The sequence below is a fragment of the Amycolatopsis sp. lyj-84 genome (assembly GCF_046549075.1).
Lineage (GTDB): Bacteria > Actinomycetota > Actinomycetes > Mycobacteriales > Pseudonocardiaceae > Amycolatopsis.
The window spans coordinates 683,632-705,866 of record NZ_JAJPWO010000002.1 but is presented as its reverse complement, the minus strand read 5'-3'; the positions used below and the strand labels follow the sequence as shown (position 1 = coordinate 705,866).

At 68.7% G+C, this 22,235-nt stretch carries 23 protein-coding genes; 17 read left to right on the top strand and 6 right to left on the bottom strand.

What is annotated here, in order from left to right:
• Positions 1–53 precede the first annotated feature (53 nt).
• Both ACLJRM_RS08365 and dcd read left to right on the top strand, forming a co-directional pair.
• A complete protein-coding gene (locus ACLJRM_RS08365; RefSeq protein ID WP_410662695.1) occupies positions 54–1,259 on the top strand; it encodes an oxygenase MpaB family protein in 1,206 nt (401 codons plus the stop codon).
• A gap of 13 nt (positions 1,260–1,272) precedes the next feature.
• A complete protein-coding gene (dcd, locus tag ACLJRM_RS08360) occupies positions 1,273–1,854 on the top strand; it encodes a dCTP deaminase (protein WP_016338162.1) in 582 nt (193 codons plus the stop codon).
• A gap of 45 nt (positions 1,855–1,899) precedes the next feature.
• Here the strand turns inward: dcd and ACLJRM_RS08355 are convergent, their stop codons facing one another.
• On the bottom strand, positions 1,900–3,084 hold the full coding sequence (locus tag ACLJRM_RS08355; RefSeq protein ID WP_410662694.1) for an FAD-dependent oxidoreductase: 1,185 nt from the start codon (positions 3,082–3,084) through the stop codon (positions 1,900–1,902).
• 73 nt (positions 3,085–3,157) lie between these two features.
• Between ACLJRM_RS08355 and ACLJRM_RS08350 the strand changes: the two genes are divergently transcribed.
• Together ACLJRM_RS08350 and ACLJRM_RS08345 are read left to right on the top strand one after the other, a co-directional pair.
• Positions 3,158–3,625, top strand: a complete 468-nt coding sequence (locus ACLJRM_RS08350) for a MarR family winged helix-turn-helix transcriptional regulator (RefSeq protein ID WP_101611398.1) — start codon at positions 3,158–3,160, stop codon at positions 3,623–3,625.
• Positions 3,626–3,746: 121 nt separating this feature from the next.
• The gene (locus tag ACLJRM_RS08345; RefSeq protein WP_101611397.1) at positions 3,747–4,439 is read left to right on the top strand and encodes a CAP domain-containing protein; all 693 of its coding nucleotides are present in this window, start codon (positions 3,747–3,749) and stop codon (positions 4,437–4,439) included.
• Here the strand turns inward: ACLJRM_RS08345 and ACLJRM_RS08340 are convergent.
• The 3 genes from ACLJRM_RS08340 to ACLJRM_RS08330 form a co-directional block, all read right to left on the bottom strand.
• Positions 4,433–5,428, bottom strand: coding sequence for a cation diffusion facilitator family transporter (locus ACLJRM_RS08340; RefSeq protein WP_410662693.1), 996 nt, complete (start codon positions 5,426–5,428; stop codon positions 4,433–4,435). The two genes, ACLJRM_RS08345 and ACLJRM_RS08340, sit on opposite strands and share 7 nt — an antisense overlap.
• A 30-nt stretch (positions 5,429–5,458) precedes the next feature.
• On the bottom strand, positions 5,459–5,896 hold the full coding sequence (locus ACLJRM_RS08335; RefSeq protein WP_233223042.1) for a DUF742 domain-containing protein: 438 nt from the start codon (positions 5,894–5,896) through the stop codon (positions 5,459–5,461).
• Between the two features lie 281 nt (positions 5,897–6,177).
• On the bottom strand, positions 6,178–8,460 hold the full coding sequence (locus ACLJRM_RS08330) for a (Fe-S)-binding protein (protein WP_410662692.1): 2,283 nt from the start codon (positions 8,458–8,460) through the stop codon (positions 6,178–6,180).
• Between the two features lie 153 nt (positions 8,461–8,613).
• Here ACLJRM_RS08330 and ACLJRM_RS08325 point away from each other — a divergent pair, with 153 nt between their 5' ends.
• Genes ACLJRM_RS08325 through ACLJRM_RS08315 form a run of 3 tightly spaced genes read left to right on the top strand, consistent with a single transcriptional unit; the run spans position 8,614 to position 9,958 of the window.
• Positions 8,614–8,940, top strand: a complete 327-nt coding sequence (locus ACLJRM_RS08325; protein WP_101611394.1) for a DMT family transporter — start codon at positions 8,614–8,616, stop codon at positions 8,938–8,940.
• Positions 8,941–9,501, top strand: a complete 561-nt coding sequence (locus tag ACLJRM_RS08320; protein WP_020632424.1) for a TetR/AcrR family transcriptional regulator — start codon at positions 8,941–8,943, stop codon at positions 9,499–9,501. It begins immediately after the preceding gene.
• Positions 9,502–9,523: 22 nt separating this feature from the next.
• Positions 9,524–9,958, top strand: coding sequence for a GNAT family N-acetyltransferase (locus ACLJRM_RS08315; protein WP_168214445.1), 435 nt, complete (start codon positions 9,524–9,526; stop codon positions 9,956–9,958).
• Here ACLJRM_RS08315 and ACLJRM_RS08310 read toward each other — a convergent pair.
• Both ACLJRM_RS08310 and ACLJRM_RS08305 read right to left on the bottom strand, forming a co-directional pair.
• Complete coding sequence (locus ACLJRM_RS08310) at positions 9,955–10,401, bottom strand: GNAT family N-acetyltransferase (protein ID WP_410601404.1); 447 nt, start codon at positions 10,399–10,401, stop codon at positions 9,955–9,957. The two genes, ACLJRM_RS08315 and ACLJRM_RS08310, sit on opposite strands and share 4 nt — an antisense overlap.
• 63 nt (positions 10,402–10,464) lie before the next feature.
• The gene (locus ACLJRM_RS08305; RefSeq protein WP_101611392.1) at positions 10,465–11,004 is read right to left on the bottom strand and encodes a YbhB/YbcL family Raf kinase inhibitor-like protein; all 540 of its coding nucleotides are present in this window, start codon (positions 11,002–11,004) and stop codon (positions 10,465–10,467) included.
• Positions 11,005–11,165: 161 nt separating this feature from the next.
• On the opposite strand from ACLJRM_RS08305, the gene ACLJRM_RS08300 reads away from it, so the two are divergent.
• From ACLJRM_RS08300 to ACLJRM_RS08255, 10 genes are all read left to right on the top strand, one after another.
• Positions 11,166–11,933 (top strand): DUF4097 family beta strand repeat-containing protein, encoded by a 768-nt coding sequence (locus ACLJRM_RS08300; protein ID WP_101611391.1) that lies wholly within the window; start codon positions 11,166–11,168, stop codon positions 11,931–11,933.
• Between the two features lie 26 nt (positions 11,934–11,959).
• Positions 11,960–12,646: a hypothetical protein gene (locus tag ACLJRM_RS08295; RefSeq protein WP_410662691.1), complete on the top strand. Its 687-nt coding sequence runs from the start codon at positions 11,960–11,962 to the stop codon at positions 12,644–12,646.
• Positions 12,643–14,061 (top strand): alpha/beta hydrolase, encoded by a 1,419-nt coding sequence (locus ACLJRM_RS08290; RefSeq protein ID WP_410662690.1) that lies wholly within the window; start codon positions 12,643–12,645, stop codon positions 14,059–14,061. Before ACLJRM_RS08295 ends, ACLJRM_RS08290 begins: the two co-directional genes overlap by 4 nt.
• 165 nt (positions 14,062–14,226) lie before the next feature.
• Complete coding sequence (dnaK, locus tag ACLJRM_RS08285; RefSeq protein WP_101611389.1) at positions 14,227–16,104, top strand: molecular chaperone DnaK; 1,878 nt, start codon at positions 14,227–14,229, stop codon at positions 16,102–16,104.
• Positions 16,101–16,880: a nucleotide exchange factor GrpE gene (gene grpE / locus ACLJRM_RS08280; RefSeq protein WP_410662689.1), complete on the top strand. Its 780-nt coding sequence runs from the start codon at positions 16,101–16,103 to the stop codon at positions 16,878–16,880. Before dnaK ends, grpE begins: the two co-directional genes overlap by 4 nt.
• 33 nt (positions 16,881–16,913) lie before the next feature.
• Entirely contained in the window at positions 16,914–18,092 is a 1,179-nt protein-coding gene (dnaJ, locus tag ACLJRM_RS08275) for a molecular chaperone DnaJ (protein ID WP_101611387.1), read from the top strand.
• Positions 18,093–18,097: 5 nt separating this feature from the next.
• Positions 18,098–18,529 (top strand): heat shock protein transcriptional repressor HspR, encoded by a 432-nt coding sequence (locus ACLJRM_RS08270; protein ID WP_101611386.1) that lies wholly within the window; start codon positions 18,098–18,100, stop codon positions 18,527–18,529.
• 162 nt (positions 18,530–18,691) lie between these two features.
• Complete coding sequence (locus ACLJRM_RS08265) at positions 18,692–21,667, top strand: AfsR/SARP family transcriptional regulator (protein ID WP_199192939.1); 2,976 nt, start codon at positions 18,692–18,694, stop codon at positions 21,665–21,667.
• A complete protein-coding gene (locus ACLJRM_RS08260) occupies positions 21,664–21,861 on the top strand; it encodes a hypothetical protein (RefSeq protein WP_101611385.1) in 198 nt (65 codons plus the stop codon). Before ACLJRM_RS08265 ends, ACLJRM_RS08260 begins: the two co-directional genes overlap by 4 nt.
• Positions 21,862–22,028: 167 nt before the next feature.
• Positions 22,029–22,172 carry a hypothetical protein gene (locus ACLJRM_RS08255; protein WP_158255745.1) on the top strand — a complete coding sequence of 48 codons (144 nt, stop codon included), beginning with the start codon at positions 22,029–22,031 and terminating at the stop codon, positions 22,170–22,172.
• Positions 22,173–22,235: the final 63 nt, after the last annotated feature.

The following is a 22,235-nucleotide window of genomic DNA, read 5'->3' as shown; positions in this document are numbered from 1 at the left end:
ACGTCGCCACCTTCAAGTGACAACACTTGTTGTCTACATCGGAGGTGATCCGGATGGGCGAGAGGCTGCCTGACCCCGAGCTGTTCCGGCAAGGTGGGTTCCGGGTCGCGTCGAAGTTGTTCATCGAGGGCGACATCCGGGGCGACGAGCGCCAGGTGGCCCGGCTGCGGAAGTTCGCGCAGCGGGAGGACCCGGCGGCCGACGTGTTGGTTCCGTTGCTGCGAAACGGCGCCCAAGGACAGTTCGAGCAAGCACTGAAGCACGGCATCGACAGTGTCGAGGAGCCGCCGGAGGAGCTCGAAGCCTTCTTTCGCAACGTCGAGGCGATGCCGTACTGGGTCGACCAGGATCGCCTCGATCGCGGGGCGCGGGCGATCACGCGTGCCGGGTTGCTCGGCCTCTTCCCGCTCGGTGACGTTTCGCTGATGGGCGGGTATCTCGCGTCGCGCGCGACGAAGTCGCTCGTCGGCACCGGTGAGATCGAGTACAAGGCGGCGCAACGGCTCGTCGAGACGGCGACCTGGTGGATTCACGTGACCACGCCGGGCGCGCTGGTGTCCGGCGGGCGCGGGTACGAGTCCGCGTTGCGGGTGCGGGTGGTGCACGCGCACGTCCGCGCGGCCATGAATCGCCGCAAGGACTGGGATTACGCCGCCTGGGACAGGCCGGTCAACCAGGTCCAGACCGCGGGCACGCTCCTGCTCTTCTCTCTCGTCTACGTCTTCGGCACGCAGTTGCTCGGGCTCCGCTACAGCGACCGCGAGCGCGCCGACATCCTGCACCTTTGGCGTTACGTCGGTTGGCTGATGGGGGTCGACGAGGAACTCCTGCCCGCCGGCGAGGAAGACGCCTGGCGTCTGCTGTGGCTGCTCGCCACCACCGAGTTCATCCCCGACGACGACTCCAAGCGGCTCGCCGCGGCGCTCATGAAGTCCCATGCCGGGATCGGAGAGGGCCGGGGCGCGCTCGGCAAAGTCCTCGCCCACGTGTCGGTCGCGGGGCACGGGGCGATCAGCAGGCTTCTCCTCGGCAAGTCCAACGCCGACTTCCTGGAGCTGCCCGACGATCCGATCGCGCAGGCGGCCGTGGTCGCGGTGGCTGGAGTCAACTTCGCCGCCGAGACGGTCCGGCGGGTGGTGCCCGGGGCGACGGCCCTCCAGGAACTGATCGGAGCGGCCGGGCGGCGCCATTACCTCCGGCAGGTCACCAAGGTCTTCCGGCTCGACCCCACCTACGGCAGGCACATGAAGGCCGCTTGACTACGCTGATCGCGTGCTCCTCAGCGACCGTGACCTCCGTAAAGAGCTCGACGCCGGCCGTCTCGGCGTCGACCCGTTCGACCCGACGATGGTCCAGCCGTCGAGCATCGACGTGCGCCTCGACCGCTTCTTCCGCGTGTTCGACAACAGCAAGTACACGCATATCGACCCGCAGCTCCAGCAGGACGAGCTGACGTCGCTGGTCGAGAAGGAGGGCGAAGACCCCTTCGTACTCCACCCTGGCGAGTTCGTGCTCGGCTCCACGTACGAGACCGTCACGCTGGCCGACGACCTCGCCGGCCGTCTGGAGGGCAAGTCCTCCCTCGGTCGCCTCGGGCTGCTTACGCACTCCACCGCGGGCTTCATCGACCCCGGCTTCTCCGGCCACATCACGCTGGAGCTGTCCAACGTGGCCAACCTGCCGATCACGCTCTGGCCGGGGATGAAGATCGGCCAGCTCTGCATCTTCCGCTTGTCCAGCGCCGCGGAGTTCCCGTACGGCTCGAACGAGGCGGGCTCGCGCTACCAGGGGCAGCGCGGACCGACCCCGAGCCGCGCGTACAAGAACTTCCACCGCGTGGACACCTGGCGGTGATATCTGTCGAGCGCTGACGGAAACCCGCCGAAGGGGAGAAGCGAGTCAGCTCACCGGGGCTTCCCAGTCGATCCGGTGCTGCCACATGAAGGCGTTCGGATCCTCCTTCGGCGGGTTCTTGAACGCCCGCGCGATGAAGAAGTCCCGGATCACCCGTCCGACGGGCCCGACAGCCTTCGCGTCGCCGTTGCGCTTCCCGCGCTCGACGACGGCCTCGACGCGCTCTCGTCGTAGTCCTTCGTAGGCGGCGAGAGCCTTCGGGATCGAGGGCACGTCACGCAGGCAGCGCGCCAGCGTGACGGCGTCCTCGATGGCCATCGCGGCGCCTTGGCCCGCCGCCGGTGAGGTCGCGTGGGCGGCGTCGCCGATGATGACCATCCGGTCCGTCCGCCAGGTCGGCACGGTCGGGAAGTCGTAGGTCGCCCACGGCCGGTAGATCTCCCGCGTCGCGCGCACGATCTCGACGGCCGGGGTGCGGTCCACCGCGAGTTGCCGGATCAGGTCCTCGCGCCAGCCGGTCGTCGCGGTGAGGTCGGAGGCGGACGGCTCCTGCTTACGGGGGACGTTGGCGAACCACCAGACGCCGCCGTCCGGATGGACGACGTGCGCGAAGAACAGCCGTTTGCCGAAGGTCATGTGCATGACGCCGGGTTCGTCGTCCAGCCGCAGGCCCTCGGCCAGCCCGCCGGTGTTCAGCAACGGCACGTAGCGCGGCGAGGGCGCCCGCGGGTCGATGATTTCCCGCACTCGCGACCTGAGCCCGTCCGCGCCGACCAGCAGGTCGCCCTCGGACGACGAACCGTCCTCGAACGTCGCGAGCACGCCGGAAGCGGTCTCTCGCGCGTCTGCCAAACGTTTGCCGTAGCGGACTTCGATCCCGCGTCTCACCGCTTCGTCGCGAAGGGCGACGTACAGATCTGAGCGCAGCACGGTCTGGCTCGCGGTGCCGTCTTCCAGGCGCCCGCCGAGCGCGAAATCCGCCACCTCGCGCCCGTTCCCCAGGTGCATTTTGATCCGCGGCGTGTCGAACCCCAGGTCCTTGACCAGCTCTTTCAGGCCCAGCGGTGCCAGCGCGTCGAGGCCGTTCACCGCGAGCGTCAGGAACGCGCCGACGCCCTCGGCGGTCCGGTCGTACGCCTCGTGGATCACCGGCTCGTGACCCGTCTCGTGCAGTGCGATCGCCGTGATCGTGCCCGCGATACCCCCGCCGGCGACCAGTACCTTCGCCATATCGTTCACCCCATCGAATCTCTTAGAAACTAATTCGTTCTATCGAACTAAAGACTCCGCTAGACTGGCCGACGTGTCAAGCGAGCGGGCGGAACTGGTCGAGCGGATCCTCAACGGGTCGCGGGCGCTGTCCACCGAGACGGTCATGTTCCATACGGCGATCGCCGAGCGGAGCGGCCTTTCGGCGGTGGAGAGCAAGGTGGCCGACTACCTCGCCCGCTTCGGTCCACAGACGCCGAAGGCGCTTTCGCAGCTCTCGGGGCTCGCGCCGGCGTCGATCACCGCGCTCATCGACAGGCTCGAGAGCAAGGGGATCGTCGCGCGGAAGCCGCACCCCGAGGATCGGCGGAAGGTGCTCATCGAGATCGACGGGGCGATGATGGCCGGTGCCGCCCCGCTGTGGGATCACCTGGTGAAATCGGTCCGCGAGGCCTGCGAGAAGTACACGGACAGTGAGCTGGAGACGGTGATCCGGTTCCTGGGCGACGCCACGACGATCACGAACGAGTCCACGGGTTTGATCACTCAACGCAACCGTTGACCGGTATTACTACTTTCGGGGGTATTGCCGTAACCAGTTCGTGATAGTTTTCGGCCTCGTGTCCCCCAAGAGAGCAAGAAACCGGTTACTTCTTGTCACGCTCAGCTTTCTGCTCGGCGGAGTGATCGCCAGCGCGAGCTACCTGATGGTGACCGATCGGTTCCAGGGCACCGCGCTGAGCAACCTCTCGCTGAGCGTCCCCGACACCAAGGGCCGCTCCGGCGACGCGCTCGCGAAGCCTCCCGCCTACTTCGGCCAGACGACCGCTCCGGCGCCAGGCGACCCCGCGTCCGGTCAGCCCGCTCCGGCGCCGTCTTCGGAGGCTCCCACGACCTCCTCCGCCCCGCCCAGCTCGTCCTCCGCCGCGGCCGAGCCGCCCGCTCAGACTTCCGAGGCTCCGAAGCCCACCTCGAGCAAGGCTCCCGCGCCGCCCCGCTCGCAGGACAGTTCGCTCGCCGGTCAGGTCATCGACCTCGTCAACGCCGAGCGCGCCGACGCGGGCTGCTCGCCGGTGAGCAACGAGTCGCATCTCGCCGCGGCCGCGCAGGGACACAGTGACGACATGTCGGCCCGGAACTACTTCTCGCACACCACGCCTGAGGGCACCACATTCGACCAGCGCATCCGGGCCGCCGGCTACGACAAGCCCGGTGCGGAGAACATCGCCAAGGGACAGTCGAACGCCGCCAAGGTGATGGACGCCTGGATGAACTCCGAGGGCCACCGCGCGAACATCCTCAACTGCAAGCTGAAGAAGATCGGCGTCGGCGTCAACACCAAGGGCATGTACTGGACGCAGAACTTCGGCTACTGACCCTTGTCCCATCGTTCGGCGATGTCGCCGTAGCGGGCCAGAACCGCCGCGCGAAGCTCGGGATCCGTGCGCGGGACCGGTTCGATGAACACCTCGGTGATATCACCGAACGTCCGCGTCAGTTCGGCGGCCATCCGGACGCAGGCGCGTTCGACGTCCGCCGCGCCCAGCGCGTCGTCGAAGTCGACGCGAGCGCAGACGAGCACCTGGTCGGTGCCCATCAGCATGGTCTGCAGGTCGACGACGGCCTCGATCTCGGGCGCGCCCACCAGATGGTCCCGCACCGCGCGCACCAGCCTCGGATCCGCCTGCCTGCCGATCAGCAGGCCGCGGTTGGTGCGCCCGAGCACGTAGGCGACGAGCGCCAGCAGCACCCCGATCGCGATCGACGCCGCACCGTCCCAGACATGCGATCCGGTGAGCTGGTGCAGCCCGATCCCGGCGAACGCGAGCAGCAGGCCGATCAGCGCCGCCGAGTCCTCGAACAGGACGGTCTTCGGCGCCGGGTCGTCGATCATCCGCAGGTAGACCGAGATCTTCTGGCCCGCTTCGGCGGCGTCGCGCCGCACCTGCCGCACGGCTTGGAACCACGAGACGGATTCGAGGACGAAGGCGATCGCGAGGACGACGTAGCCGACGATCGGATCGGTCTGCTCGGTCGCTTCGCCGAACACCGTCGAGAAGCCTTCGTAGAGCGCGAACATCGCGCCGGAGGCGAAGATCGACACCGCCGCGAGCAGCGACCAGAAGTACCGTTCCTTGCCGTAGCCGAAGGGGTGGACGCGGTCCGCGGGGCGGTCCGAGCGTTTCAGCGCCGTCAGCAGGAGTACTTCGGTGATCGTGTCGGCCACCGAGTGCGCGGCTTCGGACAGCATCGCACCGGAGCCGGTGATGATCCCGGCGATCAGTTTCAGCACCGCGATGGCGAGGTTCACCCCACCCGCCAGCACTACGGTCAAGGTGCTTTCGTCGCCGGATTCTTCACTCACCTTGCGTAGCGTAGTGCGAGTGCGCCGATCTCACAGACGACGCAAACCCTGCAGCACGCGTTCCATCAAGGCGAGTGCCGGATGACCGTCGAATTCAGCTTGCGTTTCATGAACGGTAACCAAGCCGAGTTCGGCCATGTCACCCAAAAGGACCTTTGCAACGCCGAGTGGAACGCTTAGTGACGCGGCCACTTCCGCGACGGAAGTCGGACGGCGGCACAGTGATCGGACCGAATGGAATTCGACGCTGAACCCCGGAGCGCTCCAAGGTGCGTCGTTCCGGACGGAAATCATCGCTTCGATGGCGAAGTTCCGCTTGGACTGCGTGCGTCCGCCCGTGCGAACGTACGGGCGGACGCGCGTGCGTTGCCGTTCCTGCCGCGGCGGCCGCCGGGCGGCCGGGATGCTGGGGATGGTCGCTTCCTGCGCCATCCGGGCGAGTGCCGCGGCCGACGGGAGGCGGGCCATCGGGCGAAGGGTCGACGATCCCGGCGTCGCGAGGCGGTGTTCCTTGCGCTGACGGAGTTCGTGCCGGTTGCCCATTGATTTCCTCGCCCCTTTTTTTCAGACCCAGAGCCGTGCCGCCTAAAGAAACCTCGCAGACGACAACGGCAACGAGGAAACGCCAGCTTATCGTTGCCGTGTACCGCCGAACGGGTAACGGGACGGAATGGTCCGGACGGGATAAAACAAGAGGGAACATTCTCTCGCATTATGTGCGAGAGAATGTCCCCTCCGGCCTCGAGGTTCTACTTGTCTTCCTCCGAAGGCGGCGTTTCGCTGGCAGGCGCTTCGGCCTTCTCGTCGAGTTCAGCATCTGGGACGGCGTCCAAGGACGGCGCTCCCGCCGGGACCAGCTGCGGTTCCGGCTTGCGCTTGACGGCGGTCAGCAGCAGCTGCGCGACGTCGACGATCTCGACCTTTTCGCTCGCCTGGCCGTCGCTCTGCCGCGCGGTGAGGCCGTCATTGAGCATCACCTTGCAGAACGGGCAGCCGGTCGCGATCTTCGACGGCGCGGTGCCGAGCGCCTCGTCCACGCGCTCGACGTTGATCCGCTTGCCGATCTTCTCTTCCATCCACATCCGCGCGCCACCGGCGCCACAGCACATCGACCGGTCGCCGTGCCGCGGCATTTCCCGCAGGGTCGCGCCGGTGGCCCCGACGAGCTCGCGGGGAGCGTCGTAGACCTTGTTGTGGCGGCCCAGGTAGCACGGGTCGTGATAGGTGACGTCCTCGGCGACCGGGGCCACCGGGGTCAGGTGCTTTTCCCGCACCAGGCGGTTGAGCAGCTGCGTGTGGTGCACGACGTCGAACTGGCCGCCCAGTTCCGAGTACTCGTTCGCGAGGGTGTTGAAGCAGTGGGCACAGGTGACGACCACCTTGCGCGCCTTGCGTTCGCGACCCTCGAAGACCGAGTTCAGGATCTCGACGTTCTGCTGCGCCAGCATCTGGAACAGGAACTCGTTGCCCGCGCGGCGGGCCGGGTCACCGGTGCAGGACTCCTCCGAGCCGAGCACCGTGTACTTGACGCCCGCGATGTGCAGCAGCTCCGCGACGGCCCGCGTGGTCTTCTTCGCGCGGTCCTCGAAAGCGCCGGCGCAGCCGACCCAGAAGAGGTACTCGGCCTCGCCGAGGTCGCCGTCGAACACCGGCACCTCGAACTCCAGGTCCTCGGTCCAGGCGAGCCGGTCCTTGGCGTTCTGGCCCCACGGGTTGCCCTTGTTCTCCAGGTTCTTGAACATCCCGTTGAGCTCGCTGGGGAACGCGGACTCGATCATCACCTGGTAGCGGCGCATGTCGACGATGTGGTCGACGTGCTCGATGTCCACCGGGCACTGCTCGACGCAAGCGCCGCAGGAGGTGCAGGACCACAGCACCTCGGGGTCGATGATGCCGCCGTCGTCGCCGATGAGCGCCTTCTGGGACTCGGCGATCGCGAGGACGTCGATGCCCGCGTACATGTCGTCCCCGGACAAGCCGACCTCGTCGCCCGCCATGTCGCGCTTGCCGCCCGCGAGCAGGTACGGCGCCTTCGCGTAGGCGTGGTCGCGAAGCTGCGTGATGAGCAGCTTCGGCGAAAGCGGCTTGCCGGTGTTCCACGCGGGGCACTGCGACTGGCAGCGGCCGCATTCGGTACAGGTGGAGAAGTCCAGCCAGCCCTTCCAGCTGAAGTCTTCGACCTTGCCGACCCCGAAGGTGTCTTCGTCGGGGTCCGCTTCTTCGAGGTCGAGCACCTTGCCGTTGCTCATCATCGGCTTGAGCGCGCCGAGCGCGACGCCGCCGTCGGCCTCGCGCTTGAAGTAGATGTTGAAGAAGGCGCTGAACCGGTGCCAGGCGATACCCATGGTCATCGTGCGCGCGATGACGATGAGCCAGATCGTGGCGCTCATCAGCTTGACGAACGCGAACACCGAGACCAGGTTCGGGCTGGCGGGCAGCAGTTCACCGATCGGATGCGAGACGAACGCGGCCCAGACCGGGGTTTCGTGGACGTTCAGCGCGGACTTCGCGGCGCGGACTCCGATGATGCCGATGCCCTCGATGAGCACGACGGCTTCGATGAAGTACGCCCACTTGAAGTTGGAGCCCTGGAAGCGTGACTGCCTGTCGGCACGGCGCGGGTGGTTCTTCTGGCGGACCCAGATCAGCACCAGGATGCCGACGATCGTGCCGACGCCGAGCAGCTCCATGAGCAGCTGGAACAGCGACCAGTCGTCGAGGATGGGCCAGCCCCAGGTCGGGACGAACACTTCGCCGTACGCCTCGAACAGGGCGAGCGACCCGATGAGGAAGCCCCACATGACCAGCCAGTGCGCCGGGCCGACGCTCTTGACCTTGTTCATGCGGGTGTGCGCGGCGAATTCCTTGATCAAGGTCTTCATGCGCGGCATGAACGGGCCGTTGCGGGTCGAGTCCGGCTGACCGAGGCGGATCACCCGCACGAAGCGGGCGATGGTCGCGAAGAACATTCCCCAGGCGACGACGCCGAGCAGGACCGCGATCCCGCCGAGCGTCAGCTGTACAGCGCCCATCATCGGGTGCCTTTCGTCCGAGTGAAGCGTGTGGTGGTGGGGGCAGACTAATGCTTCTTACTGATGGGTAACCCACTGACCGCGCCCAAGTCCCACCGATGTGGTGTACGCCTCTCTTTGTTTTAAGACGATCGTCCAGGTAGTTTTTGTGACATGGGTGCATACCTTCTCCTCGCTTTCGCGATCGCCGCCGAGGTGACCGCCACGGTCTCGCTGAAGCTCTCGGAGGGCTTCAGCAAGCTGGGCCCGTCGATCCTCGTGGTGGCCGGATACGCCTTCGCGTTCGTCGCGCTCGCGTACGTTCTGAAGGCGGGCGTGCCGGTGAGCGTCGCCTACGCGATCTGGGCCGCGGCCGGTGTCGCGCTCGTGGCGGCCGTCGGCATCGTGTTCTTCGAGGAGCCGGTCAACTTCGCCGTGATCGCCGGGCTGGCGCTGGTGGTCGGCGGTGTCGTGTTGATCGAGGTAGGGAGCGCGCACTAAGTGAAGATCCAGGTCGACGGCCGGAAGGCCAGGGGCGAGAAGCGGCGCGAGGAGATCATCGCGGCCGCTCTGCGGGTGATCGAGCGGGACGGCGTCGCCGGGGTCACCCATCGGACGGTCGCCACCGAAGCGGGCGTGCCGACGGCTTCGACGACCTACCACTTCTCCAGCCTCGACGACCTGCTGATCGCGACCCTCATCTCGTGCGCGAGGGATATGGCGACCGAGGTCTACTGGATGATCGACAGGGCCCGTTCACGCGGCAGCCGCGGCGCGGAAGAGGTCGCCGGGCTGCTCGCCGAGGCGCTGGGCCCGCGGCGCGGGCGGACGATGGCCGAGTACGAGCTGTACCTGCTGGCCGCGCGCAAACCCGAGCTGCGGCCCGCCGCGCGGCGCTGGCTGGACGTGCTGACCTCGATGGTCCGGCACGACGACGAGGTCGCGTTCCGGGTGTTCCTCGCCGGTATCGACGGCCTCCTGATCCAGGGCCTCATCGACGACGAGCCGCCGTCCGCGGACGAGCTGCGGCCGGTGGTGGACTACCTGCTGAAACCTCGTTGACCTGCCGGGTAACTTGCGGATCATGAGGACTGTCGGTGCTTACGAACTGGACGACGACCCGGCTCGGGTGGACCTCGACGTGGTGTGGAAGTGCCTGTCCACCAGCGTCTACTGGGGCAAGTGGCGAGACCGCGAGCTGATCGAGAAGGTCTTTCGGAACGCGTGGCGCGTCGTCGGCGCGTACGAGGCTTCGACAGGCCGCCTGGTCGGCTTCGCGCGGGCGTTTTCGGACACCATCGGCAGCGCCTACCTGGCGGACGTCTTCGTCCTCGAGGACGCGCGCGGCGCGGGGCTCGGCAAGGAACTGGTCCGGGAGATGATCGACAACGGCCCGGGCGCGGAGTTCCGGTGGATGCTGCACACCGCCGACGCGCACGAGCTGTACCGGCCGTTCGGCTTCGGGGACCCGCCGGAGGGGCAGTACATGGAGCGGTCCCGGGCCAACGGGCAGGCCTAGCGCGACCCGCATCTCGTCCTGGCCCTGAGGATCTCCGGCTCGCCGGTCTCCGCGAAGCCATGGCGGTAGTAAAGGTCCCTTGCTCTCTCGTTGTGGTCGTAGACCCGGAGTCGCACGCTTTCGGCACCCGCGGAATCGGCCCACTCCAGGACCGTGGCCACCAGCGCGTCCCCGACACCGCGGCCACGTCCGGACGGGGCGACCCAGAGCGACAGAAGCTCGACAGCGCCGTCCTCGGGGGAGGTGGCCGAGACCATGCCCGCCGGGGTCGCGAGGACGTTGAAGGGGACATCGGTGAGTCGCGCACGCCAGCGCTCTTCCGGCGCGTTCTCCCAATGGGAGAGCGTCACACCGAAGACGTCGGGGTCGTGGCTCAGCGCCGCCAGGCGCAGGTCGCGCCAGTCGGTCCAATCGTCGGGCGTGAGGGTCCGAAGAGTGACCAAAGTCCGTGAAGGCCTCCTTCCCTACGCTCAGGGTAGGTAAGGAGGCCTTCACGGAAAAGCGGGTCAGCCCTTGTTCTCGTGCAGCGCCGTGAGTGACGCCCGGGCGATGGCGTGACTGAAGAGGTTGAAGCCGAGAAGAGCCGGCGTGGCGTCCTCGCCGACGTCCAGCTTTTCGACGTCGACAGCGTGCACCGCGAAGATGTACCGGTGCGGCCCGTGCCCGGGCGGCGGGGCGGCCCCGAGGAACTGCTTCACGCCGCCGTCCCCCTTCAGGGTGACGGCACCCGCCGGCAGGCCGGAGCCCGCCTCGTCGCCCGCGTTCGCCGCCAGCGCGTTCACCGAAGCGGGGATGTCGAACACCGCCCAGTGCCAGAATCCGCTCGCGGTGGGGGCGTCGGGGTCGTAGCAGGTGACGGCGAAGCTCTTGGTCTCGGCGGGGAAGCCGGTCCAGGACAGCTGCGGGGAACGATCTTCGCCGCCCGCGCCGAAGATCCCGGAGAGCTGGGGCGTCGGCAGGAAGCCGCCTTCTTCGATGTCGGTGCTGCTCAAGGTGAAGGCAGGCAGATCGGGCAGGAAATCGTACGGATCGGGTGCCTGCGGCATGCGTCCTCCTGATCGTGGAACCGATGACCCCGCCAGGTTATGACCCCGGCGACCCTGGCGCGGGCTCAGGGACGATTCCGGGGGTTACCCCTATGTCCAACCCGTCGCGCGCCCCTTAGCGTCGAGACAGACGAAAACCTGCTCTGGAGGGACTCAAGACCATGGCGCGCCCACTCCTCGCAATCGGAGGCATCGCCCTGATCGGCGTCGGCGTCCTCACCGGCCTCGGCTGGTGGTGGCCGTCCGACGCGTCGGCGACCACCGAACTGACCCAGTCGATCAAGAGCGTCCGCGTCGAGAACGACAGCGGGGCGCTCAAGATCCGCTCGGGCGGCGGCCAGGCCGTGGTCCGCCAGGACTTCTCCTACCGCTGGAACAAGCCCGGCGACGCCTACCGTGTGGAAGGCGACACCCTGGTCCTCGCCGGCTGCGGAGACCACTGCGAGGTCGACTACGACGTGACCGTCCCGGCGGGGGTCCCGGTCACCGGCCGGGTCGACTCCGGCGCGGTGGAGATCGCCGGGGTGTCCACTGTGGACATCCAGGTCGACTCGGGACGGGTCGAGGTACGCGACGTACCCGGCACCGTGAAGGTCCAGGCCGACTCGGGCCGCGTCGAACTGAAGAACATCGGGCAGGACGTCGACATCCACGCGAGTTCCGGCGCCATCAAGGGCGAGCGGCTCGGCGGGAATGTGAAGGCCAACGCCAACAGCGGCCGTATCGAACTCGAACTGGTCAAGGGCGCGGACGTCACCGCGCGGACCGACAGCGGTTCGATCGAGGTCAAGGTGCCCTCCGGCGACTACAACGTCACCGGCACCACCGACAGCGGCAGTCGCGACATCGACGTGAACCAGTCGGGTTCGGCCCAGCACAAGCTCGATCTCACCACGGACAGCGGAAGCGTCTCGGTCAAAGCGGCCTGACGCACTTATCGGGGGAACACTTTCTCATGGTCAACAAAGCTCTGTTCACCAAAGAGCGGCGCGTCCTCGGCGCGCTCGCTCTCGGCGCGCTGGTGGCCTTCGGAGTCGTCGGCTGCACGGGCGAAGGCCGGGAGACGCTGAGCGACGGGACGCCGGTCACCGAGCAGATCACCGCGATCCGGGTCGACGTCCCGGTCGGCGGGCTCAAGCTCCGGGTCGAGGACGGCGCACCGGTCTCGCTGCACCGCGAAGTCACTTACACCGGCCGGAATCCCGGCAAGACGCACAGTGTCGAGAACGGCACGCTGGTTCTCGGCGGGTGCAGCCAATGCGGCGTGGACTACGAGGTCGTGGTCCCGCGTGAGCTCGCGATCTCCGGGTCCATCGGCACCGGCAAGATCACGCTCGCCCGCGCCGCCGCGGTGGACCTCCGGGGTGACACCGGGGATCTCGAGGTCCTGAACTCGACCGGGCCGGTGAAAATCGTCACCGGCACCGGGGACATCAAGGTCGGGCTGACCAAACCGGGCGCGGTCACCGCGAGCGCGGACACCGGGCAGGTCACCGTCACGGTTCCCGACGGCGCGTACCGCATCAACGCCAGCTCGGAGACCGGCAAGGTCGAGACCGTCGGCGTGCGGCAGGACCAGGCCTCGGCGAACGTGCTGGACCTCAAGTCCGGCACCGGCACGGTCACGGTGCGGCCCGTATGAGGACGAAGGCACTCGCCGCCGTCACGGCGCTGACCCTCCTGCCGCTGTCCGCGCTGCCTGCGTCCGCCACGCCCCGGCTCGACTGGAAACCGTGCGCGACCGAGTACGCGCCGACGCTGGAATGCGCGAACCTCCAGGTGAACGGGACGATCTCGATCGCGCTGGCGAAACTGCCCGCCACCGATCCCGCGCGCCGGGTCGGTTCGCTGCTGACGAATCCGGGTGGTCCCGGCGGCGCCGGGGTCACCGTGCTCAAGTACGGCGGCCGCGGTTTCGCGCTGGACAAGCCGGAAACGGCCGAGCTGCGGCAGCGGTTCGACGTCATCGGGTTCGACCCGCGCGGCGTCGGCGACAGCAGGCCCGCGGTCACCTGCGCGCCCACGCTGCACGACCCGGCGATCGGCCGGTTCCCGAAGAGCCGCGCGGACTACGACAAGTTCATCGCGCACAACCGCGCTTCGGGCGCGGAGTGTCTCAAGAGGACGGGACCCGTACTGTCCCAAGTGGACACTTGGCACGCGGCCGACGACATCGAGTCGATCCGGGTCGCCTTGGGTGAGCCGAAGATCAGCTGGCTCGGCGTCTCCTACGGTTCCGAACTCGGCGCCGTGTACGCGGAGAAGTACCCGAAGCGAGTCCGCACGATGGTGCTCGACGGCGCCATCGACCATTCCCTGCCGACGAAGAAGGCGATCCTCGACGAGGCCATCGCGACCGAAAGCGCGCTCGGCGACTTCGCGAAGTGGTGCCCGACCTCGGACGAGTGCGCGCTTCGCGGCAAGGACGTCCTCGCCACCTACGACACGCTCATGGCGACGCCCGGCGGTGTCCCGGCGAGTGAGCTCGGGCGGAACGTGACCGCCGAGGAAATGGCGTCCGGTGTCTACGGCGCGCTCATCCTGCCGGCGTTCTGGCCGGAACTGAGCAAGGCGATCTCGGCCGCGACGGCGGAGAAGCCGGACGCGACCGGGCTGGCGCCGTACTCGCAGCTGGACCCGTCCTACGGCGCGTACCGCGCGATCGGCTGCCACGACTTCGGCCCGGCCTTCACCTCCTACGCCGACATGCGCGTCATGCAGGGGCTGGTGAAGACCCTCGCCCCGCACAGCTGGCGCTACTCGGAGTTCTGGGACATCACGAGCGGCTGCGCGGGCTGGCCCGTCGCCCCGGCGTATCCGCCCCAGCCGCAGAAGGTGCGGGGCGCGGCGCCGATCCTCGTGGTCGGCGGCGAACACGATCCGGCGACGCCACTGGCCTGGGCCCGGGGGCTCGCGAAGAACATCGAGAACTCGACGTTGCTGGTCGACGCCGGATACGGGCACACGGGGCTGCTCAACTCGGCCTGCGTGCGCACCGAAGAGGTGAAATACCTGGTGAGCGGGGTCACACCCGCTCCGGGCAAGGTCTGCCGGTAGTCCGGGAACAAGACGCCCCGGCCGCTCGTTGAGCCGGATACAAGGTTGAGTGCAGTCGGCTCAAGTCCGGCTTGACGGAAACCCCACGATCCCGATAGAACTTGCGTGACGCCCACTCAACATGGGGGCGAACGTGCAGGTCACGAATAGCAGGAGGAACACACCATGGCGCGAGCGGTCGGCATCGACCTCGGCACGACCAACTCGGTCGTCGCTGTCCTTGAGGGCGGCGAGCCGACGGTCATCGCCAACTCGGAAGGTTCACGCACCACCCCGTCCATCGTCGCCTTCGCCAAGAACGGCGAAGTGCTGACCGGTCAGCCGGCGAAGAACCAGGCCGTGACGAACGTCGACCGCACCATCCGGTCGGTCAAGCGGCACGTCGGTACCGACTGGAAGACCGAGATCGACGGCAAGGCGTACACCTCGCAGGAGATCAGCGCCCGGGTGCTGATGAAGCTCAAGCGCGACGCCGAGGCGTACCTGGGCGAGACCATCACCGACGCGGTCATCACCGTCCCCGCCTACTTCGAGGACGCGCAGCGGCAGGCCACGAAGGAGGCCGGGCAGATCGCCGGCCTGAACGTGCTCCGCATCGTCAACGAGCCCACCGCGGCGGCGCTGGCGTACGGCCTGGACAAGGGCGAGAAGGAACAGACCATCCTGGTCTTCGACCTCGGTGGCGGTACGTTCGACGTCTCGCTGCTGGAGATCGGCGAGGGTGTCGTCGAGGTCCGCGCGACCTCCGGTGACAACCACCTCGGTGGTGACGACTGGGACGAGCGCATCGTCACCTGGCTGGTCGACAAGTTCAAGGCCTCCAGCGGCATCGACCTCACCAAGGACAAGATGGCGCTCCAGCGCATCCGTGAGGCCGCCGAGAAGGCGAAGATCGAGCTGTCCAGCTCGAACTCCGCGGGCATCAACCTGCCGTACATCACCGTGGACGCGGACAAGAACCCGCTGTTCCTCGACGAGCAGCTTTCCCGCGCCGAGTTCCAGAAGATCACCTCGGACCTGCTCGAGCGCACCCGCAAGCCGTTCAACAACGTCATCCGTGACGCGGGTGTCGCCGTCGGCGACATCGACCACGTCGTGCTCGTGGGTGGTTCCACCCGCATGCCCGCCGTGTCGGACCTGGTCAAGGAGCTGACCGGCGGCCGCGAGCCCAACAAGGGCGTGAACCCGGACGAGGTCGTCGCCGTCGGCGCCGCACTGCAGGCCGGTGTGCTCAAGGGTGAGGTCAAGGACGTCCTGCTGCTCGACGTGACCCCGCTTTCGCTGGGCATCGAGACCAAGGGCGGTGTGTTCACCAAGCTCATCGAGCGCAACACCACGATCCCGACCAAGCGTTCGGAGATCTTCTCCACCGCGGACGACAACCAGCCGTCGGTGCAGATCCAGGTGTTCCAGGGTGAGCGCGAGATCGCGGCGCACAACAAGAAGCTCGGCATGTTCGAGCTGACCGGTCTCCCGCCCGCCCCGCGTGGCGTGCCGCAGATCGAGGTCACCTTCGACATCGACGCCAACGGCATCGTGCACGTCCTCGCGAAGGACCTCGGCACGAACAAGGAGCAGTCGATGACGATCACCGGTGGCTCCGCGCTGCCGAAGGACGACATCGAGCGCATGGTCAAGGACGCCGAGGCGCACGCCGAAGAGGACAAGCAGCGCCGCGAGGAAGCGGAGACCCGCAACCAGGCGGAGACCCTCGTCTACCAGACGGAGAAGTTCGTCAAGGACAACGAGGACAAGCTGCCCGAGGAGCTCAAGGGCAAGGTGAAGTCCGCGATCGACGAGGCCAACGAGTCGCTCAAGGGCACCGACTCGGCGAAGATCCGCGAGTCCATCGAGAAGCTGAACACCGCTTCGCAGGAGCTCGGCACGGCGCTCTACGCCAACGCGGCGGGCAACGCCGCCGATGGTGCCGCCGCCGGTGAAGGCGCGGCCGGGACCGCGGGCGCGGGCACCGGTTCGCAGGCCAAGGCCGACGACGTCGTCGACGCCGAGATCGTCGAAGAGGACGAGAAGGACAAGAAGTGACGGGACGCTACGACGAAACCGAGGGCCGGGGCCCGGAGGAACCGGTGGTCGTGCGGGACCGTCGGCGGATCGATCCGCTGACCGGTGAAGTCCGTTCGGCTGCCCCGGCTGCCGAACCGCAGGACGGTCCGAAGCACGCAGCCCCGGCTGAAGACACCGTGGAGCCGCTGGAGTCCGCGCCGGAGCCCCCCGTGACCCACGCGGGGCCCGGCCTCGGGGACTCCATTGTGGACGATTCGGTGGCGGTGGCCACCGGTCTGGAGAAGGAGCTGGCGGAGCGCACCGCCGACCTCCAGCGTCTCCAGGCGGAGTACGCCAACTACCGCAAGCGCGTGGATCGCGACCGCGAACAGGTCGTCACCGGCGCGAAGGCGTCGGTCGTCAACGACCTGCTCCCGCTGCTCGACGACCTCGAGCGCGCGGAGCAGCACGGCGATCTGACCGGTGCCTTCAAGGCGGTCGGCGAGAAGCTGGTCGGGAGCCTGCAGCGGTCGGGTCTCGAACCGTTCGGTACCGAGGGCGAAGCCTTCGACCCGAGCGTGCACGAGGCCGTGCAGCACAGCACGTCACCGGACGTCGCGGGCCCGACGGTCACCACGGTCATGCGCCGCGGTTACCGCTTCGGCGAGCGTGTGCTGCGCGCGGCGCTGGTCGGGGTCACCGACCACGAGCCGGGTGCCGCCGGAGCACCGGCGGCGCAGGCCGCCCCGGTGGACCCGCCCGTCGGCGGCGAGCTGCCGCTCGAGGGCGAGCTCTTCGATGAGAACGACCGCTGATCGGCGATACGGCGTGAAAGGAGGAGACGTTCGGTGAGTGCACGGGAATGGATCGGTAAGGACTTCTACCGTGAGCTGGGCGTCTCCTCCGACGCCACCGCGGACGAGATCAAAAAGGCCTATCGCAAGCTGGCCAAGGAGAACCACCCCGACGCCAACGCGGGCAACGCGGAGGCGGAGAAGAAGTTCAAGGCGGTCTCCGAGGCGTACGGCGTCCTGTCCGACACGGCCAAGCGCAAGGAGTACGACGAGGCACGCCGCCTCTTCGGCTCCGGCGGTCCCGGTGGTTTCGGCTTCCCGGGTGGCGGCGGTGGCGCCGGCGGTTTCGACGTCGGCGACATCTTCGGTCAGGCGGGTGGCCAGCAGCAGGCCGGTTTCGGCGGGCTCGGCGACATCCTCGGCGGTCTCTTCGGCCGCCGCGGTGCCGCGGCCGGTGCCACGGCGAACCGGCCGCAGCGCGGCGCGGACGTCGAGACCGACGTCCGGATCGACTTCACCGAAGCGGTCAAGGGCGCGACCCTGCCGCTGAGGCTGTCGAGCCCGGCGACCTGTTCCACCTGCGGCGGGAACGGCGCGAAGCCGGGGACCTCCCCGAGGACGTGTTCGACCTGTCAGGGCAGCGGACTGGTCAGCCGGAGCCAGGGCGCGTTCGCGTTCTCCGAGCCGTGCCGCGACTGCCGCGGCCGCGGCACGATCATCGACGACCCCTGTCCGGAATGCGCGGGCGAGGGCGTTTCCACCCGCACCCGCACCCTGACCGTGCGGATCCCGCCGGGCGTCGCCGACGACCAGCGGATCCGGCTGGCGGGCCAGGGCGAACCGGGCCGGGGTGGCGCGCAGGCGGGCGATCTGTACGTCCGCGTGCACGTCGCACCGCACGCGGTGTTCGGGCGGCAGGACCTCGACCTGACGATCTCCGTGCCGGTGTCCTTCGCGGAACTGGCCCTCGGCGGCACGATCACCGTGCCGACGCTCGAGGGCAAGGTCTCGCTGAAGGTGCCGCAAGGCACGGCGAGCGGTCGCGTGCTTCGCGTGCGCGGCAAGGGAATCGCCAAACGGGACGGCGCGCAGGGCGACCTGCTGGTCACCCTGCAGGCGGCCATCCCGGCCAAGTTGGACGACAAGGCCCGTGAGGCCCTCGAGGCCTACGCGGAAGCCATGTCCGACCACGATCCACGACCGGAGATCACCGAACTTCTCGAAGGCAGGTGAGCAGGATGTTCGGCGGGCTGCCGCACGGCGCGGACGAGGACACCCCGGTGTTCGTCATTTCGGTGGCGGCGCAGCTTTCCGGCCTGCACGCGCAGACCCTCCGGTCCTACGACCGGCAGGGTCTCGTGTCGCCGGGCCGGACCTCCGGTGGGGGACGCCGATACTCCATGCGGGACATCGCGCTGCTGCGCGAAGTGCAGCGACTGTCCCAAGAAGACGGTGTCAATCTCGCGGGCATCAAGCGGATCATCGAGCTGGAGAACCAGGTCGACGCCCTGCGGGACCGGATCGCCGAACTGACCGAGGAACTCACGGCCGCGTACCTCACCGCCGAACAGACGGCCGCGGCCGTCCACGCCTCCTACCGCAAGGACCTGGTCCCGCTGCGGCAGCAGACGGCGCTGGTGGTCTGGAAGCCCAAGCCCAGAAGGATCTGAACCACCGAGCAGGACCCGATTCGGCACCTGGTTCCGACCAGGTGCCGAATCGTTTTCTTGCCCGCTTCGGCGCGGGAGACAGGACTAACGGGCAGCGTTCTCCGAGTTCGGGCCGACGCTCACCGTCCGTGTGTATCGTCGCGACCGAAAGGGGCGGCGCGGATGACGGCGGCACTGCCTGGGGTGGGATTCGTTCTGCTGGGCCCGATGCGGCTGCGGCGGCCCGATGGCGTGATGGTCCCCGTCGGGACACCCAAACAGCAGGCGATGCTGGCCGCGTTGGCGCTGGCCCCCGGAACGGCGCTGTCTCTCGCCAGACTGACGGACACGTTGTGGGACCAGGACATCCCCGCCCGGTCCGCCTCGATCGTGCGGACCTACGCCTGGCGGCTGAGACGGCTGCTCGCCACTTCCGGAGCCGAAGACGAACTGCTGGTGACGGCGGGCGACGGCTACCGGCTGGTCGTCCCCTCCTCGGCCGTTGACACCTCCCGCGCCGAAGAACTCGGTGCCGTGGCTCAAGAAGCGTTGACTTCGGGCGACGCGCACCGGGCCAGGCACGTGCTGTCCGAAGCACTCGGGCTGTGGACCGGCGAGCCGCTCGCCGGGGTGCCGGGACTGTTCGCCGAGCACAGCCGGAGCTGGCTGGACGAGCTGCACACCGCGCTCACCGAGCAGTACCTGGAGGCGGAACTCCGCCTCGGTCACTACTACGAGGTCCAGCCGCGGCTGACGGCGATGATCGCGGAACACCCGATGAGGGAACGGCTGTACGTCCTGCTGATGCGCGCGCTCCACGGGATGGGCCGCCAGGTCGACGCGTTGCGCGTGTTCCACGATGCCCGCCGGACCCTGGTGGAGGCGCACGGGATCGACCCCGGTGCGGAACTGGTCGAACTCCACGAACGCATCCTCCGCGGGGACGACGCGGCCCCGCGTGCCGAGCCGCCGGTCGTCGTCCCGTCGCCCGCCGAACCGCCCGCCGGTGCCTGGCGGCCGACCCCGGCGCAGCTTCCTCCCGATCTGCCGGACTTCACCGGCCGCGCCGATCAGCTCACCGCGCTGCGGGAGGTGCTGACCGCCGCCGACCGGGCGACGCCCGCGGTGGTGGCGATCACCGGGATGAGCGGGGTCGGCAAGACCAGCCTCGCGGTGCATCTGGCCCACGGACTCCGTGAGCGGTACCCGGATGGTCAGCTGCACGCCGATCTCGGCGATCTCGACCAGGTCGGCGATCCGCTGACCGGCCCGGAGCTGCTGGAAGTGCTGCTCACCGGGCTCGGCGTGCCGTCGAACCGGCTGCCCGAACGCCTCGCCGAGCGTCGCGGGTTGTGGCGGTCGCTGGTCGACGGCCGCCGGATGCTCATCGTGCTGGACAACGTCTTCGACGCCGCGCAGATCCGTGACGCGCTGCCCGGTACGCCGGGCTGCGCGGTGCTGATCACCAGCCGCGCGCGGCTGGACGGGCTGCCGCTGCTCACCCAGGTCAGCCTGGAGGTGTTCACCCCGGACGAGGCGCTCGGCCTGGTCCGGCAGTGCGTCGGCGCGCACCGCGTGGCGGCCGAACCGGCGGGCGCGCTCGACCTCGTGACCGCGTGCGGGCTGCTCCCGCTGGCCGTGCGGATCGTGGCGTCGCGGCTCGCGGCGCGCCCTCACTGGACCCTCGCGTCCATGGTCGAGAGGCTGCGGGACGAACGCCGCCGGATAGCCGAACTGCGGGCGGGGCCGCTCGCCATCGAAGCGGTCTTCGAGGTGGCCTATCGACAGCTTCCCGAGCCACTCGCCGGAGACTTCGTGCTGCTCGCCACGGTCGCCGGCGCCGAGTTCACGCTGCCGGAAGCGGCGGCCGTCCTCGGCGTGGATCCGGCCGAGGCCGAAGCGCGGCTGGAGGGCCTCGTGGACGCCTCCATCCTGGACGACACCTTCACCGGCAGATTCCGCGTCCACGAGCTCCTGGTCGCCTTCGGCCGCAGTCGTGACCGGGACCCGGCCGACGAGGCCGCCGCTCTCGACCGGTTGTTGTCGCTGCTGGTGGCCACCGCACGCAACGCTTTCGCGCACGCGGTCCCGGGTGATCCGACCGGCGACGTGCTGGGCACGCGGTCGCCCGCGGGCGCCGGACTGCCGATCGCCGACCTGCGGGCGGCCAGGGAGTGGGCGTCGTCGGTGGGGGACACCGTGGTGTCGGCCTGCGCCAGGGGCGTCGAAATCGGCACCGCGCCCTTGCTGAGCACCGCTGTCGACCTGCTGATCGCGATGAGCCCGTTCACCGCCGAAGCGGGCGCGAGACGACTGGACGTCGCGGCGGCGAACCTGACGAAGGCGGTGGCCCGGCTCCCCGAGCCGATGGGGCCGGGACGGCGGGAGCATCACCGCACCGTCGGCCGGGCCGAATTCCTGGCCAGCACCGTCGCGTTGCGCACGGCCACCCACGCCGACGTCGAGGCGCACGCGCGGCGCGCGGTCGACGCCGCGACGGCGGGCGACGATCCGGTGATCCTCCGGCAGGCGCTCAACAATCTCGGGCTGGCCGCCCAGCTCCGTCACGACTACCTGCTCGCCGTCCGGTGTTTCGATCGCTCCGCCGAGCTGGCGCGGCAGCTCGGCCACGGTTCGGGAGCGGTGACCAGCAGCCTGAACTCCGCGCACGCCATGCTGCGTGGCGGAGACCCCGCGAACGTCCTCGCCGTCTGCGAGTCGGCTCTCGCCCTGGCCAGGGAAATGGGCGACGCGTCGGGGATCGGGTACGCGCTTTACGTGCTCGGCCTCGCGAACCAGGCGCTGGAGCGCCACGAAGCCGCGGCCGAGCGGTTCACCGCCTGCGTGGAGAGCTGCCTGGCGGCGGGAATCCGGGAGCGGGCGGCGCACGCCCTCTACCGGCTCGCCGAAACCCTGCTGGCGCTGGGCCGGGCCGAAGAGGCCGAGACAGAGGCGCTGTCGGCCCTTCGGCTCTGCGAAGAACTCGGAACCCGGCGCGACCAGGCCAACGCGCTGCTCGTGCTCGGCAGGGCCCTCGCCGCGCTGGGCAGATCCGCCGACGCCGTGGCACGGCTGGACCAGGCGCATCTGCTCTTCGTCGATCTCGAACTCCCCGAAGCCGATGACGCGATCCGCGCGATCGAGGAACTCACGCGGTGAGTTCTCAGCTCGCCGACGACGGTGGCGGCGTATCCGAGATGGTGTTGTTCCAGGACGGTCCGGGATCGCTCGTGCTCGCCTGCGCGGCCGCGGCCGAAAATCCGGACATCGTCAGCAAAACCGTCGTGGCCAGCACGACGACCGTCGCGCGCCGAGATCGTCCCCGGCCGCCGTCTTCCAAGATCACGCAGTAGCTCCTTCGCGTTCTCCCCAGGGCCCTTCCACCTTCTCGCGGGTCGATCTACGTCCGATCTACGACCACTGCGAGCGGGCGCAGATCCGCCGTCACGACGATCGGTGTTGCCAACGCGCCACGCCGGTCATCGGTCGTGGCGCAGCCGCACCAGGAAGGAGCAAGTGCATGAACGCGAATCTGGTGACCGCGGAGCAGCTGCTGAAGGTCGAGGCCATCGTGACCGGCCTTCGTGAGCTCGACGCCACCGACGAGGGCCACCAGGCCCTGGTCATGGCGCAGGCGGGCTTCACCCACCCGGACGACCTGTAAGTGCTCCGCAGGCACGGGCCGGGGAGCGATCCCCGGCCCGTGCCTGCACGGAAGGGGGCCGGA